This window comes from Cupriavidus sp. 2TAF22, from assembly GCF_052115045.1.
GTDB lineage: Bacteria > Pseudomonadota > Gammaproteobacteria > Burkholderiales > Burkholderiaceae > Cupriavidus.
Genome location: NZ_JBFRFX010000040.1, coordinates 16,400 through 32,187, shown reverse-complemented (window position 1 = coordinate 32,187; position 15,788 = coordinate 16,400). Strand labels below are relative to the sequence as shown.

General features: G+C 63.5%; 10 protein-coding genes and 1 pseudogene. 4 read left to right on the top strand and 7 right to left on the bottom strand.

Going from position 1 to position 15,788, the window contains the following annotated elements; all coding sequences use genetic code 11:
- Positions 1 to 11: 11 nt before the first annotated feature.
- The 5 genes and pseudogenes from AB4Z48_RS32565 to AB4Z48_RS32545 all read right to left on the bottom strand — a co-directional run bounded on the left by AB4Z48_RS32565 (position 12) and on the right by AB4Z48_RS32545 (position 5,862).
- On the bottom strand, positions 12 to 1,625 hold the full coding sequence (locus tag AB4Z48_RS32565; protein ID WP_441621669.1) for an MFS transporter: 1,614 nt from the start codon (positions 1,623 to 1,625) through the stop codon (positions 12 to 14).
- Positions 1,622 to 2,056, bottom strand: a pseudogene (locus tag AB4Z48_RS32560) (DoxX family protein). Before AB4Z48_RS32560 ends, AB4Z48_RS32565 begins: the two are co-directional and overlap by 4 nt.
- Positions 2,057 to 2,115: 59 nt before the next feature.
- Positions 2,116 to 4,062: an amidohydrolase gene (locus tag AB4Z48_RS32555; protein WP_441621667.1), complete on the bottom strand. Its 1,947-nt coding sequence runs from the start codon at positions 4,060 to 4,062 to the stop codon at positions 2,116 to 2,118.
- A gap of 6 nt (positions 4,063 to 4,068) precedes the next feature.
- A complete protein-coding gene (locus tag AB4Z48_RS32550) occupies positions 4,069 to 5,058 on the bottom strand; it encodes an alpha/beta fold hydrolase (protein ID WP_441621666.1) in 990 nt (329 codons plus the stop codon).
- Between the two features lie 117 nt (positions 5,059 to 5,175).
- Positions 5,176 to 5,862, bottom strand: a complete 687-nt coding sequence (locus AB4Z48_RS32545; protein ID WP_441621664.1) for a hydrolase — start codon at positions 5,860 to 5,862, stop codon at positions 5,176 to 5,178.
- Positions 5,863 to 6,385: 523 nt separating this feature from the next.
- Between AB4Z48_RS32545 and AB4Z48_RS32540 the strand changes: the two genes are divergently transcribed.
- Positions 6,386 to 6,994 (top strand): response regulator transcription factor, encoded by a 609-nt coding sequence (locus tag AB4Z48_RS32540; RefSeq protein WP_441621722.1) that lies wholly within the window; start codon positions 6,386 to 6,388, stop codon positions 6,992 to 6,994.
- A gap of 34 nt (positions 6,995 to 7,028) precedes the next feature.
- Here the strand turns inward: AB4Z48_RS32540 and AB4Z48_RS32535 are convergent, their stop codons facing one another.
- Both AB4Z48_RS32535 and AB4Z48_RS32530 read right to left on the bottom strand, forming a co-directional pair.
- Positions 7,029 to 12,536 carry a trifunctional serine/threonine-protein kinase/ATP-binding protein/sensor histidine kinase gene (locus AB4Z48_RS32535; protein WP_441621662.1) on the bottom strand — a complete coding sequence of 1,836 codons (5,508 nt, stop codon included), beginning with the start codon at positions 12,534 to 12,536 and terminating at the stop codon, positions 7,029 to 7,031.
- A gap of 278 nt (positions 12,537 to 12,814) precedes the next feature.
- Complete coding sequence (locus tag AB4Z48_RS32530) at positions 12,815 to 13,630, bottom strand: SLC13 family permease (protein ID WP_441621720.1); 816 nt, start codon at positions 13,628 to 13,630, stop codon at positions 12,815 to 12,817.
- On the opposite strand from AB4Z48_RS32530, the gene AB4Z48_RS32525 reads away from it, so the two are divergent.
- The 3 genes from AB4Z48_RS32525 to AB4Z48_RS32515 all read left to right on the top strand — a co-directional run bounded on the left by AB4Z48_RS32525 (position 13,624) and on the right by AB4Z48_RS32515 (position 15,785).
- On the top strand, positions 13,624 to 13,938 hold the full coding sequence (locus AB4Z48_RS32525) for a hypothetical protein (protein WP_441621728.1): 315 nt from the start codon (positions 13,624 to 13,626) through the stop codon (positions 13,936 to 13,938). The genes AB4Z48_RS32530 and AB4Z48_RS32525 overlap by 7 nt on opposite strands.
- A gap of 212 nt (positions 13,939 to 14,150) precedes the next feature.
- Complete coding sequence (locus tag AB4Z48_RS32520; RefSeq protein ID WP_441621660.1) at positions 14,151 to 15,203, top strand: porin; 1,053 nt, start codon at positions 14,151 to 14,153, stop codon at positions 15,201 to 15,203.
- Between the two features lie 72 nt (positions 15,204 to 15,275).
- Positions 15,276 to 15,785 (top strand): GlcG/HbpS family heme-binding protein, encoded by a 510-nt coding sequence (locus AB4Z48_RS32515; protein WP_441621658.1) that lies wholly within the window; start codon positions 15,276 to 15,278, stop codon positions 15,783 to 15,785.
- Positions 15,786 to 15,788 lie beyond the last annotated feature (3 nt).

Here is a 15,788-nt window from a genome sequence, read left to right as displayed (position 1 = left end):
TCGGTGCGACGTCACGCCGGCGGCAAGCCCAGGCCGAGCAGGTGTCTCACGTGGGGCGGCTCGACGCCCACGTGGAAGCTGGCCAAGTCGCGCTGCACATCGGCATCGGCGTGCGGTACGCGCTCGTGCTGGCGCAGGTGCTCGGCCCACGACTCGACCAGGAACCACTCGGTCAGCAGTTCGGGGTTGGCCGGATCTTCCATCACGCCCCAGCTGAACGCGCCGTCACGCAAACGCTCTTCCGACAGCTTGTGCACCGCATGCAGAAACGCATCGCGGTTGGCGGGCGGGATGCAGTATTCGATCAGGATCATCACCGGACCACGGTCGTGCGCGATCTCGCCGGCCATCTCCGGTTCGGGCCAGTGACGTGCGGGACCGAGGTCTTCTTCGCCGCGCGGCAGCCGCATGCGGTGCAGGATCAGCGCGGTAACGACCAGCCCCGCCGCGGCGATCAGCAGCGCATGCGGTGTGCCCAGTGCCTGCGCCACAAAGCCCCAGACCAGGCTGCCACCTGCCAGCGCGCCGTTGAACACCATCTGGTAGACCGCCAGCGCGCGGCCGCGCACCCAGTTCGGCAGGATCGCCTGCGCCGCGCCGCCGAGCGTGGTCAGCGCCATGATCCACGCGGCGCCAAGCAGCAATAGCAGCGGCAATGCCAGCCATATGGGTGGTGCGCTCGACAGAGCCGCCATGACGACCGCCGTGACGATCGCGGACAATAGCACCATGCCATCTGCATCGAGCCGCTGCTGCAGCCTGGACATCGTCAGCGCGCCAAGGATCGCGCCAGCGCCCACTGCGCCCAGCAACACGCCATAGAGGCCGGCACCGCCATGCAGCAGCTGACGGGCTACCAGCGGCAACAACGCCCATACGCCGCTGCCGAAGGCAAAATGCACGGCAGCGCGCGCCAATACTACGTGCAGCTTGCTGTGCGCGCGTGTGAAGCGTAAGCCTGCTCGGAAAGCGCTGAAGAAGTGTTCGCGCAGCGGATCGCTTGGCTTTTCGGGACGCTTCCACCAGATCAGCGCAGCGATGACGAACACATAGCTGAGCAGGTCTGCGCTATACGTGGCAGCCGCGCCGAATGCCGCGAGCAGCAGACCCCCGGTAGCCGGTCCAATCGCACGGGCGACGTTCACGCCCAGCGAGTTCAGCGCCACGGCCTGTCGCAGCGTGCTCGGCGGCACGAGTTCGGGCACGATCGACTGCCACGTCGGCCCCATCATCGCCGCACCCACACCGCCGACGAACGCCAGCCCAATCAGGATTTCGATTGTCAGCGCCTGGCGCCACGCCAGCAGCATCAGCGTGCCACTGACCATGGCCAGTCCGATCTGGATCACGATCAGGAAGCGGCGCCGGTCGAGGATGTCGGAGAGCACACCGGCCGGAATCGCTAGCAGGAATACTGGCAGCGTGGCAGCCGCCTGGATCGTGGCGACCGCCGCCGGTGAAGTGGAAAGATCGGTTGCCAGCCATGCGCTGGCCACATCGCGCATGAAGCTGCCAATGTTACCGAGGATCGTGGCCACCCACAGTACCGCAAACGTGGGTTGGGCCAGCGGGGCAAACGTGCCCCCCGATGCAGGCCTGGCTGCCGAGGTGGCAGATTGCGTCATGGTTGTCTCCGCGTGCGAAGGTCATCCCACGCCACGAGCAGGAACCCACCCACCAGGCCCAGATGTTCGAAGAACGCGTTAGCCATCATGAACTACGCCTCGGGCGGTGCGCTCCAAAACCGGTTGGCCAGGAACGTGGCCATCAGCGTGAACGCCGCCAGCGCCAGTGCGCCTAGCCAGCGCCAGAAGCCGGTCAGGATCATTGCCGACGCACCAAGCTCCAGCGCAATCGTCGCCGCAGCCAGCGGCACGGCGGGCGACAGGCCGAAGCGCTGCATCTCTGTCACTGCGCTGGAGAAGTCAAACAGCTTGACCAGCCCGCCTTGCAGGTACGCCGCGCAAAGCAGCAGCAGGGCGATCCAGCGCACCCAGCGCGGCAGCAGGTGGGAGGAATTGCCGGCTGCCACCAGCGGAGAAGACGAGGAATGCATGGCGGGTCTCCGGTTTCAATACGGTACGGATTGCGAGATGCGTTAGCGGCCGGGAACGTTCAGAACGCCCAGCACGAGCAGCCCAGCGCCCCCCAGAAGCTGCTTTCGTCCGACGTCGGCACGCTCGATGTCCAGGCCTTGGCGTGAGCATGACCATGCACGCCGCACGAGCTGGCGCAGCCACAGGCGGTGTTCATCGCGAGCTGCTTTGCCTTGGCCGTCGGGCGCGGCTGGTACTGGCTGCCATGACGGGCCGGAGACCAGTCCGGCATCGCCGGCGGAATGTCCGGCGAGTGCTTGCCGAATTCGTTGTCGCCATAGACCACCTTGCCGCCCAGCACCGTCATCACAGACGTGATGTCCTGGATGTCGTCGCCCGGCACGGCGAAGTAGTCGGCCGACAGCACGGCCAGGTCGGCCAGCTGGCCCACCTTGATCTGGCCCTTCTTGCCCACTTCAGATGAGAACCAGGTGTTGGCCTCGGTCCACAGGCGCAGCGCCGTTTCGCGATCGAGCAGGTTGGCCTGTGGATACATCGACATGCCGCCGACGGTCTTGCCCGTGGTCAGCCAGTACAGCGAGACCCACGGGTTGTACGAGGCCACGCGTGTGGCGTCGGTGCCGGCGCCGACTTTCACGCCTCTTTCCAGCATCTTCTTGACCGGCGGCGTGGCTTCGGCAGCGCGTGCGCCATAGCGCTCGACAAAGTACTCGCCCTGGTAGGCCATGCGGTGCTGCACCGCGATGCCGCCACCGAGCGCGGCGATGCGGTCGATATTGCGGTCGGAAATCGTCTCGGCGTGGTCGAAGAACCAGTTCAGGCCGTTGAACGGGATGTCTTTGGCTACCTTCTCATAGACATCCAGCGCACGGGAGATGGTCTGGTCGTAGGTGGCATGCAGCCGCCACGGCCAGCGCTTCTCCGCCAGCAGGCGGATCACCGGCTCCAGATCGGCTTCCATCGACGGCGCCATGTCGGGGCGCTCGACGCGGAAGTCCTCGAAGTCCGCCGCCGTGTAGACCAGCATTTCACCGGCGCCGTTGTGGCGATAGAGGTCATCGCCCTGGCCGGGCTGCACCGTCGACGTCCACGTCTTGAAGTCGCTGAGTTCTTCCTTCGGCTTCTGCGTGAACAGGTTGTACGCCAGCCGCACCGTGAGCTGCCCGTCCTTGTGCAGCTCCTCGATGATGTTGTAGTCCTCGGGGTAGTTCTGGTAGCCGCCGCCGGCGTCGATCACGCCGGTCACGCCCAGGCGGTTCACCTCTCGCATGAAGTGGCGCGTGGAGTTCTTCTGGTATTCGGGCGGCAGCTTCGGCCCCTTGGCGAGCGTCGCATACAGAATCGTCGCGTTCGGCTTGGCCAGCAGCAGGCCGGTGGGATTGCCAGCCTTGTCGTGCACGATCTCGCCGCCCGGCGGATTTGGCGTGTCCTTGGTATAGCCCACCGCGCGCAGCGCCGCGCCGTTCAGGATCGCGCGGTCATACAGGTGCAGGATGAACACCGGCGTGTCGGGCGCTACCGCGTTCAGTTCCTCGATGGTCGGCAGGCGCTTTTCTGCGAACTGGTGCTCGGTAAAGCCGCCCACCACGCGCACCCATTGCGGGGCGGGCGTGCGGGCGACCTGGTCCCTGAGCATGCGCATGGCGTCCGCCAGCGAGCGCACGCCGTCCCAACGCAGCTCCATGTTGTAGTTCAGGCCGCCGCGGATGATGTGCATGTGGCTGTCGATCAGCCCGGGGATGGCCCGCCGGCCGTTTAGGTCGACAACCTTCGTCTGCGCCCCGGCCAGTTTCATGATGTCCTGTCGCGTGCCGACGCCGACGAAGCGGCCATCGCGCATGGCCACGGCGTCGGCCTGCGGGTTGGTACGGTCGAGCGTGGCGAACTTGCCGTTGACGAGGATGAGGTCGGGAGTCGGGGTCGGTGACATGGCGAGTAGCTCCGAAGAGGCTGCCGCACCGAGGGCGGCAGCCGAGGCGATGAAGTGCCGGCGGGTAATGGACATCTCGGCTTATGCGTTCAGGAAGGCCAGCAGGTCAGCATTGACCTGGTCGGCGTTGATCACGCACATGCCGTGCGACGCACCCGGATATACCTTGAGCGTGGCGTTCTTGACGATCTTGGCCGACAGGCGGCCCGAATTGCCGATAGGTACGATCTGGTCGTCGTCACCGTGCAGGATCAGCGTCGGCACGGTGATTTTCTTCAGGTCCTCGGTGTAGTCCACTTCCGAGAACTCCTTGATGCAGGCGTACTGGCCCAGGAGGCCACCGGCCATGCCCTGCGCCCAGAACGCATCGATGGTGCCTTGCGAAACCTTGGCGCCGGGCCGGTTGAAACCGAAGAACGGCACGGCCAGGTCCTTGTAGAATTGCGAGCGGTTTTCCGCCACGCCCTTGCGGATGCCGTCGAACACCTCCATCGGCAGGCCGTTCGGATTGGCCGCGGTCTTGAGCATGATAGGCGGCACCGCGCCGATCAGCACCGCCTTGGCCACGCGCTTCGTGCCATGACGGCCGATGTAGTGCGCCACCTCGCCGCCGCCGGTGGAGTGACCGACCAGCGTTGCGCCCTTGATGTCGAGGGCGTCCAGCAGCGCGGCCAGGTCGTCGGCGTAGGTGTCCATGTCATTGCCCTGCGCGGGCTGGTCCGAACGGCCATGGCCGCGCCGGTCATGGGCGATCACCCGAAAGCCCTTCTGCACGAGGAACAGCATCTGGGCGTCCCAGGCGTCGGCATGGAGCGGCCAGCCGTGGGAGAACACCACCGGGCGGCCCGTGCCCCAGTCCTTGTAGAAGATGCGCGTGCCGTCTTTGGTCGTGACGTAGTGGTCCTGCTTTGTGGCGCGGCTGCTGGCTGGCGCGGCTTCCGCGGCCGTGGGCGTTAGTGCGACAATCGAAGCCACTGATGCGGCCGCGGCGCCAACGGTGCTGCCTACCAGCAGTTGCCGGCGCGATGCATCGATGTTGTGACCTGGGTCCTGGGTGTGTTCTTTTTGCATGATCAGGGCTAGCCGAAAGTTGGCACGAAATCCTGGATGAATGAGATCGCTGGTTGCATCGGCCTATGCGCGGAAATCGTGCGTAGGCCGATGACTGTCTTTTTCTTGATCAGCTGTTTAGCGTGCGGGCACCGGGGCGATGGCTTCATGCGCCGTGGCCGTGCGCTGGGCGGCCTTGTGGACCATCGTGTACGCGTAGTCGACACCCATGCCGTAGGCGCCCGAGTGTTCCTTCACCAGCTTCATTACGGCGTCATACGTGTCGCGGTGGGCCCAGTCGCGCTGCCATTCGAGCAGCACCTGCTGCCAGGTCACCGGCACCACGCCGGCCTGGGCCATGCGCTGCATCGCATAATCGTGGGCTTCCTTGCTTGTGCCTCCCGAAGCGTCGGCGACCATGTAGATCTCGTAGTTGCCTTCGAGCATGGCGCACAGCGCGAAGGTGGTGTTGCAGACCTCAGTCCACAGGCCGGCCACGATCACCTTGTTGCGGCCGTTGGCCTTCAACGCATCGCGCACCTTCTGGTCGTCCCACGAGTTCATAGAGGTGCGCTCCAGCGTCTTCTGGTCCGGAAACACGTCGAGCAGTTCCGGATAGGTGAAGCCCGAGAACGACTCGCTCTCGACGGTGGTGATCGTCGTCGGGATATTGAAGATCTTGGCCGCCTTGGCCAGGCCGACGACGTTGTTCTTCATCGCCTGGCGGTCCATCGACTGGACGCCGAAAGCCATCTGCGGTTGATGGTCGATGAAGATCAGCTGGCTGTTCTGCGGGGTGAGGACTTCAAGCTTGGGATTGGACATTGCGTGCTCCTGTTGGGGGCGAGAGTAGGGCTGCCGCGGCACCAGCCGCCGCGACAGAGCCGCGTCGGGGCGGCTAGGCATAAGGGCCGCGACTGGCGTTTGTATCCGGATCGCAACCTGACGCAAGAATAGTCGGCGCTGTCGGCCATGGCCATTGTCGATTCGTATTAGTCGTGCGCGCCTTGGTTTCATCGCGACACCGCTAGGCCGTGCCACAGCAAACGGGAATAGCTTCCCCGGCCCTTGCGGCGTGAGGAGACATAGGGCTGTGTGCGACTCTGATGTGTTGCACCCTGCATACTGGCTGGCTGGCTGGGGCTGGCTCCGAGAGCCACGCCGAACTAACCCCATGGTATAAGTATTCAGGATCTCGGCAATGTGATGTAATACAAAGTTTTGCGGGGATCATGCCAAATTGGCGTGAGTGGGCCTGCCCAGACCCGCGCACCGATGAGTGCACTGGAGATTGACTGTGACAATCAACAGCTTCGTAACCGCGGACACCAGTGCGAGTGATGAAGCGATGGTGCTAATCGTTGATGACGACGCGATGCTTCGCGGCGCGTTGGAGAACCTCTTCCGATCAGTCGGGATGCGCGTCGCACTGTTCGCATCCGCTGCCGAACTGCTAGCATTCGAGTTCCCGGACGCGCCCACTTGCCTTCTGCTCGATGTCAGGCTCCGCGGGCAGAGTGGCCTGGACCTACAGACTCGGCTGTCCCAAATGGGCATCCAAGTCCCAATCATTTTTATGACTGGTTACGGCGACATCCCCATGACCGTTGCCGCTATGAAGGCTGGTGCTGAGGATTTTTTGGCGAAGCCATTCCGCGAGCAGGTCCTGCTCGATGCCGTGGCGGCCGCCTTGCAAAAGGATCAGCATCGCCGCCATGGCATGCGTAAGCTGGATGAACTGCGAGCCAGCTACCAGGGCCTGACGCCGCGTGAGGCCGAGGTCATGCGCATGGTGGTGACCGGTCTGCTGAACAAGCAGATCGCCAGCGAGCTAAGTATCAGCGAGGTCACCGTGAAAATTCATCGCGGCCAGGCCATGCGCAAGATGAAGGCGCGCACCTTTGCCGAGCTTGTATTGATGGCACAGCAGCTCGGCATTTGCGAGTCGCTGCTTTGAGTCCCTGTAGCCGCCCGCCGTCGGCGGGCGGCATCTAGTCTTGAGGCGGCAGGGTGAACTGAAACACGGCCCCGCAAGGCGCGTTGGGGCTGGCCCACAGCCGCCCTCCATGTGCCTCGACGATCAACCGGCAGATCGCCAGGCCCATGCCCAGACCTTCGGCCTTGGTAGTAAAGAACGTCTGGAAAACCCGCTCCGGATCTTCCGGCTCCAGTCCGATGCCAGCATCCTGAACGGCAACCAGCACAGCGCCGGATGCGTCGAGGCTTGACCGAATCAGCAATTCCCGCGGCCGCTCTGCCACCTCTTTCATTGCCTCGATGCTATTCATCATCAGGTTCAGGAGCACCTGCTGCAACTGCACCCGGTCACCCACAACCGGCGGCAGGTCCGGCGCCAGCTCCGTCCGGAGCAGGACTTGATGGCGGCTTACCTCTCCCCGGATGAGGCCAATCGTGTCTTCGATAAGGGTGTTCATGTCAAGGTGCACCGTGACGGCGGCCGTCTTCTTAAGCAGCGCACGCATTCCTCCAATCACTGCGCCAGCCCGATGGCCATCCTGAACGACGCGCCCCAACGTCTCTCGCACCTCGGCGAGATCGGGCGGCTGGCGAGCGAGCCAGCGCAGGGCCGCATTGGCGTTGGCGACGATGGCGGTCAACGGCTGGTTGACCTCGTGAGCGATCGAGGCGGTCAGCGCGTTCAACGTCGTCACGCGGGTAACGTGTGCCAGTTCGGCCTGTGCCTGGTGCAGTGCCTCCTCGGCGCGCTTGCGCTCGGTTAGATCAAGTATGTAGGAGACACCTTGGTCCCCACCCTCTTCGAATGTCGCGCACCCTAGCAGGACGGGCACGCGGCTTCCATCCTTGCGGAAGAACTCTTTTTCGAACGGCGGCAAGGTCCCGTTGATCCGAAGGTCCTGGAGCAACCGTGCGTCACGCTCGCGCCAGTCCGGGGGCGTCAGGTCCGTCCAGCGCAAGGGGGCTGAGGCGAGGTCCTCGCGGTCGTAGCCCAGCATGCGGAGGAACGCGTCATTGGCCTCGAGGATTCGGCCGTCCAGGTGCCAGATACAGATCCCGATGATGTTGGCCTCAACCAGGCGCTGGATCTTCGCTTCGCGTTGTGCGAGATCCCGATACAAACAAGTAATCTCCAGGGCGATCGCGGCCTGCGAGGCGAGCATCTTCAGCACGGCGGTTCGGCTCGGCGCGAAGACGCGTGGTGAGAGGTTGTTCTCGAGGTAAAGCACCCCGATGAGCTTGGCCTGTGTGAGCAGTGGCAGGCAGAGAATCGATCGGGCATGATGCTGCAGAATGTACGGATCGGCGGAAAATGGGTTCTGTGTCGCGGCATTGTCGAGAATAATGTTCTCGCCGGTGCGCAAGACATAGTGGAGCATCGATACCGGCAGCGCAGTCGCAGTCACGCTCTCGTCGCGGAGCTGCACCGTGACAATATCGCCACCGGTCGTAGCCTCTGCTGCGATGCGCTGATCGGCCCCTCGGGGCAGGATCAGCAGTCCCCGTTCCGCGCCGGCCTGTTCAATCGCGGTGCGCATGAGGGTGTCGAGTAATTTGTCCAGGACGATCTCGCCGGACACAGCTTGCGACACCGCAATCACGGTGGCGAGGTCCAGGTGTTCGACTGGCGCCCCGATCGTCGTCGTCGGTGCGGGTGCTCGCTCTTCCCCCCAGAGGTGCGGATACAACGCATCGAGTTGCCGCACCTTACCGCCGGCGCCCCAGCGGAGATAGCCATGGCGGGCATCCTGCAAATACACGCGGGCAATCTTTTCAAAGCCACGCGCAGCATAGAATCGCGCGGCCAACTCGTTGGCGAGTGCCTGGTTATGGATGAAATCATTGTCCTGTGCAGAGCGGATGGCCTGCTCGTAGAGGCCCATTGCATCAACTTCGCGCCCATCGAGGCGGGCGATTTCCGCGCCAACCAGTGCGGCTCTGTTCTCGAAATTCTCTGGACAATGCTCGGACCAGATAAGGAGCTGGCGATGATGTACGGCCAATGCCTCCAGGTGCTGGGTCCGTTCTGGCGCGGCGGCCGTGCTGCAGCATGCGGCCCGCGCCAACGCTGCGTAGAAGTGGTATTCCGCCTGCTCGAAGAACGATGGCGATGTCCAGAGGAGACTTTCTGCCCTGTCCGCCGCCGTTATGGCGGCTGCGTGGTCGTCGGCGAGGAGGCGTGCCTGCAGTTTTCGGATCCAGTACCAGCAGGTGGCGAGGGCGGGGCCCGGAGCCTCATCCAGATACCGCTCAAACTGTTCCTCGTTGAAATCATCATCATCGAAGACGCCGAAGATCGGGGTCAGGCCGCGCAGAGTTCGCGCTAGCTGGAGCTGGGGGGTAACCCGGTCGACGGCGAGACCGAACCTCGCCCGGCGCGCGAAGCCGATCGCGGCCTCGGCTTCGTTCTGCACCTCGGCAAGCGGATCGCCGCAGGCGAGCAACTGCGTAATGAGGTTGTTGCGCGCGAAGGACGCATAGGTAAGGTCACCAAGCTTGCTGGCCACGTCGAAAGCGCGCCGCACCAGGCTGCGCGAGGCACGGATGGGTTGCGTCCATTGCATCACGTGGCCGCCGAAAGCCTGGTAGACGCGGGCCCTGAAGCGGTCCAGCCCGCGCTGCTCGACCAGGTTCAGGCCGAGCTGGCCGAAGCGGAATGCCGCCTTGTAGTCGCCGGACCGAGGCCCCAGGAGCATGCCGAGCCAGGTATAGGCGAGGCACGACGCGTCGCTGTTGCCATGCTCGAGGCTGAGGTTTGCCATCCGTCCGATGATGAGGGAGCCCAGGTTCACGTCGGTGTACCAGGCCGGCAGCATTAGCGCGGTCAGGACATCCATTGTCTCGCACGCGACCGCATTGGTCATCATCGGCAGGTCGAGCAGCGCCTCGATCGGGCGGTCGCCAAGTTGCCGCCACATCCGATCGTATTCCTGCAGAACCTCCTCATCTGTCGGGTGTGCCGAACACTGGACGCCGGCCCGGTACAGGCTGTCGAGGCCCACCTCGACGGCGCGCTCGCGCTGGCCGAGGGCCAGAAACAGCTCCAGCCGCAGCTGGGTGATGGAGGCCAGATCGGGGAGGCTGGCGGGACGGCACGCAAGCTCGGCCAGGCGCGCGTCCGCCGCGGCCGACGCGCCGGTCAGAAATTCGCATTCGGCGAGATGGAACTCGAGCGCGAAAGCAAACTTTGGCCGGTGCTTCCAGGCGTCCCCCTGCACGAACGCTGCACCGGCGGTGAGATAGGTTAGCGCCGAGGCGTAGGCCGTGGACGCTTTGGCGCGCTGGCCGGCGAGCAGATTCAGCTCAGCCACTTGCTCCCGCTCCTCGGCCGCGGTGATAAGGTCGGCGCCACGGTTGAGCTGGCCGACGATCTCGAAGACACGCTCAGCTATTGCCTCGGGCGGCGTGCCCGCAGCGAGCTGTCTGCCAATAGCGAGGTGCGCTGCCGGCCGCGCGCCTTCAGGAATCAGGGCGTAGGCCGCCTCCTGGATACGATCGTGCAGGAATCGGTAGATATTTCCCAAACGCAACACAAGTCCGGCGCGTACCGCCGGCCACAGGGCCGCGTCCAGCTCCGCCTCGCTGGCATCCTGGACCATGGTCAGGATGGCGATCGGCGCGTCATTACCGAGACACGCCAACTGCGTCAGGGCGTTACGGGTCGCCGCGGGAAGGCGTCTCAGCTTGGCGAGCATGAGATCGACCACATTGTCGGTGAAGCCCTTCGCCCGAATCTGCTCAAGGTCCCAGGACCAGCGCGCGCCACGATGATCGAAAACGAGCAGCCCCTCTTCGCTCAGGGCGGTGAGGAACTGGATAGCGAAAAATGGGTTACCGCCAGTCTTCTCCTGCACCAGGCGGGCCAGAGGTGCGGCGTCCCCAGTTGCGCAATGCAAGGCATCGACGATGAGTCTGCTTACATCGTCGAACCCAAGGGGGCAAAGTGCAATGTCATTTACCCGCCCCCCGGCCTGGCGGATTGCCGACAATCGCAGTAGCAACGGATGTCCAGGCTTGACTTCATCATTCCGATAGGCTCCGATAAGCAGCACGTGGCGTACCTCCGGCTGGGTCGCCAGATACTCGAGCAGATCAAGTGTTGCCGCATCCAGCCACTGCAGGTCGTCGAGAAAGAGTGCCAGCGGACGCGCGGGTTGAGCAAAGACGGCAAGCAGGCGCTGGAAAACCATCTGGAATCGGAGCTGTTCGTCGCGCGGCGGCAGCTCCGGAACCGGCGCCTGCGGCCCCAGAATCAGCCCGAGCCCGGGTATGAGCGGCACCATGAGGCCGCCATTCGGGCCCAGCGCCTCCGCCAGTGCGGCGCGCCAGGGCGCCAAGTCGGCCTCGCTCTTGCCCAGTAGTGGGCGGACCAGATTCTGGAAAGCCTGTGCCAGCGTCGCATACGGGATGTCTCGCTTGTACTGATCGAACTTGCCCGAGGCAAAGAGACCATTCCTGAGAGCCAGTGCGCTGCGCAACGCAAGCACGGCCGAGGTCTTCCCGATACCGGCGTAGCCGGAGACCAGCACAATCTCTGACGTGCCCTGGGTCACCACCCTATCGAAGGCTGCGAGCAAGGTCTCAATCTCGCGCTTCCGTCCATAGAGCCGCTCCGGAATCAATGGGCGATCAGGCAGGTCGTGCTCGCCGAGCGGGAAGGTGTCAATGCTTCCCCGGTTTTCCCATGTGGCCAAACTGCGCCGTAGATCGGCCTCCAGCCCCGCTGCGGTCTGGTAGCGCTCCTCCGCCGTCTTGGAAAGCAGCTTCATCACCATGGCGGAAAGCAATGGCGGGATCGACGGTACCCGTTCAGCCGGCGGGGTTGGCTGTCGGGCGAGATGGCTGTGCAACAGGTCCATCGGGTCGTCGGTGGTGAACGGTAGCACGCCCGTGAGCATTTGATAGAGCGTGACGCCGAGCGAGTAGAGGTCACTCCGCGCGTCGATTGGCCGGTTCATGCGTCCGGTCTGCTCGGGGGCCATGTAGGCCAGCGTGCCGGCGATCTCTTCCGGTGGCGCCAGTGCCTGGCGCTCGCGCGACTGGCGCGAGGCAATGCCGAAGCCCGTGAGCCGCGCCTCGATAGCGGCATCGTTCACCAGTATATGGGCCGGCTTGATGTCCTTGTGTATAAGACCCCGCTGGTGGACCTGGTCCAGGGCCGTGGTGATGCTGATGGCCAGGCGCAAGAAACGGCCTACCTCCATGGGGGCGCCCAGTAGCCCGGCAAGCGGCTCGCCGCCGGGGTCCTCAAGCAGCAAAACAGTCCGACCATGTTCCCGCACAAGCTCTAGCGGCCGCACCGCCCAACTGCCGTCCAGCGCGCCCTTCAAGTCGTATTCGTGTGCGAGGCGAGCGAGGCTAGAGGGCAGCGGGTGCTCGGCCGCGGGCCACACAGCCAGCACAGCCTTCGGCTCGCCATCTGGGCCGAGTCGCGAGCCTCGACCGACAACGCGATCGCCGTCCTCCCATGCGACCTGGAAGCCGACGCCAGTCTCAGTACCGAAAGAAAATAATGAGTTCATCTGCCCTGTTCCACTCTCAAATCGGTAACTGCCATTGCTGTCTCTGGACCGGATCCGTCGAACAAATGTTTCTGCTACTGTCGTACGGGTGAGCTGGTCTTGGTGGGCGATTTTGCCACGGGCTATGCCTTCATGCTTCGCGCGCGCATCTCGCATCACATTTTCTATTGCAAGGGCCGCACTCGCGTCCCTTGCGACGGCTTTACAGGCTCTTGGGTTGCTCGCGCAACGTTTCGAGCGAGAACACGATCAACAGACCGCCCTTGGGTTACCCCGTTTTATCGGACACCCATTAGCGGGACGGTGTCAAGTGAGCAAAGGACACCCGCGTCTGCTTGAGCGACCGATTTTGAATTCGAGTATCCGAATGCAGTGGCCCGAACTCGTCCGTTAATGAACAGGATGCCGGACAGCGAACTGACCAAGGCAAGGAGCGGTCCAGCCAGCTCGTGCTGCGCCAGCGGTAGTAGCAGCATCACGGCCGGCACATTCGATACGAGGTTCGACAGAAAAAAGGTGGCCCCGAATAGCGGTGCAAGCCGGTCGAGGTGAAGACCGGCAGCGGCGAGGTCGTTGATGACGGCGGCGGTGACGCCGGATTGCTGTAGCGCATGATTGACCACGAAGAGCGCCATGAACAGGATCAGGAGCTCCCAGTCGACGAGGCCAAGCGTCCGAGTGGAATGCATTTTGCGGTTCATCAACAACACGCCCGCGCCGATGAGCGCCACGTGCTCGCGCGGCCAAAGCCCGACAAGGAACGCCACGAGTAGYACTGCCGCAACTGCGAGTCCCTTGGTAGTCTGCCAGCGGTCCAGCGGCACTTCGTCGGCACGCCGTGCCGCCTCATCAAACGTGCCCGCAGCGCTTGCGGGAGCCGACCTGCGACCCTTTACCTGCCAAGTAATCAATGCCCAAGTTGCCAAAAGTCCGAAGGTGACTGGCACCATCGCCTCGCCAACATAGGCGAAAAACGGCATGTGCAACGTCTGGCCGATCAGCATGTTCTGTGGGTTCCCGATCAATGTGGCGGCGGAGCCAATATTGGAGGCACAGGCAAGCTGGTTAGGCGGGTCAACCCCGTTGGATGGAATTGGAGCGCCAGGGTGCCCACACGCGGATCGATGTGGATGACATCGTCGATGCGCATCTGAGGGCGCAGGACGGCGACGCGTACGCGCAGCGCCACGCCGACCGCGAATCGCAGACGCTGCGGGCCGGACAGGGTCCGCCGCAGGTGTATGCCGCTCACGTCGGTAATAGTCAAGGTCACGAGGGTGATCTTGCCCGGATGGCGAGCCTCGTTCACATCGGCGCCGAACTTGCCCGCATCTTTCGGTTGGCTGTCCAGCACAGTGATGCTGGCTGGCCCGTCGAGATTTTTTCCCCGTCGCGACTCTGAACGGCTGTCCAAATCCGGCTTTCAAGCCTGCGGTTCCCCATTGGCTTAACGCGCCTGGCAATGACTTGAGCCGATGTCGCATTCTGCACACCCTTCCAATTGACGGGACGATTGGGTTATTACCCGCCGAGCATCAACTCATACCCTTGCTTCACCGGTAAAAGGCCGGAAGGAACCATATCGTCAATCAGGACGGAGCAGGAGGAGAGCGCATGAAGAGGATGGGAGCACTCTGGGTAATGGCGGTTGCAGCGGTACCTGGCATCGCGGCAGCAGAATCGGGGGTAACCCTGTATGGTGTAGCCGATCAGTACATGGAGTACGTCAATACCGGTGCGAGCCATGTTGCGCGCGTGGAAGACGGCGGCCTGTATCAGTCGCGCTGGGGCCTGCGTGGCAAAGAGGAACTGGGGAAGGGCGTATCCGCGGTCTTCACGCTGGAGACCGGCCTCGCACTTGACAGCGGCACAGCGCAGCAAGGTGGTCGTCTGTTCGGGCGCCAGGCCTGGGTCGGTCTGAGCAGCAACGAATGGGGCGCGGTGACACTCGGCCGCCAGAACACGCCGATCTACTACATCGAGGGGCAGGCATCGGCCTTCGGCTTCTCGCCATATGGTCCCTTGGGACGCCTGCAGAATAGCGGTCCTGCTGGCAGTAGCTTGACCGCACGTGCCGACAACTCTATCCGGTACGAGAGCCCGGAGCTTGGCGGGCTGCAGGGGAGCGCCATCTACTCGTTCGGCGCTGAACGGACCGACGCCCCACGTGATGCCGACACGTTGGCGGCCGGCAGCCTTACCTATTCGCGCGGTCCCCTGTGGCTGGGCGTCGCATACGAACGCACCTACAGCATTAGTGCCGTGGCGGGTGCCGATCGGGACGAGCGCGCACTTGGCGCCACCTATGAATTTCCCTTGGTGAAGCTGTTTGCGAACGTGCGCCAAGCTACGCGTTGGGTACCTGGGCAATCTACCCTCAAGGACCGCGGATTCCATATTGGCGCCACCATTCCTGTGGGCGGAGCTGGCCTGGTGCTGCTGGCGTATGGCTTTCAAGAATCGGTGGGCACACCGAATCGTGGGCAGCAGGCCTCGATCGGCTACCAGTACGCCATGTCGAAGCGCACTACGCTCTATGCCAACGCAAGCAAGATCTGGAATACGAATCTTGCAAACTACACGTTCTCCAACATCCCGAACGGGGTCACTGCGACCAGCGTGAGCGATCCGCGCGGGGTCATGATGGGCATGCGGCACCTCTTCTGATCCAGGCCGTCAGGCCGGCACTGGCGCCGGCCTGATACGGTGCCTCGAAGAGACATCAATCATAGGAAAATCATGAAGCTTCCCGGTATCGCCTTGGTCTTGGGCATGCACTTTATCTGCGCGTCGGTCGCGTCTGCGGCAGACACGACACAGTTGCAGACCCTTAGCGCGGACGCAGCGGTTCGGCTTACGGATGCCGCCAGTCGCTTTGCCAAGGACCGAAAACTAGCTGTCAGCATTGTCATAGTCGACGCTTCCGGCCATTTTCTAAGCGGCGTAAGAATGGACGGGGCGCCGTTTGCGACGTTTGATGTCGCACGCGGCAAGGCAATCGCTTCAGCAGCGACTGGTGGAGTGTCTGGAGCCGAGCTTGTAAAACGATATCAGGCAAACCCCATCGTTTTCGGCCAGATGAGCTCCCTTGTGTATGGCGGACCGGTCTTCCCGTCGCAAGGGTCCCTGGGTGTATATGTTGAAGGCCRGTTTGTCGGCGCAATCGGAGTCAGCGGCGGGCCCTCGGATGCGGACGAAGAGGTCGGGCGCCGCGGCTTGGCAGCAATCGGTGCCACCGAGGCCCCCTGATCT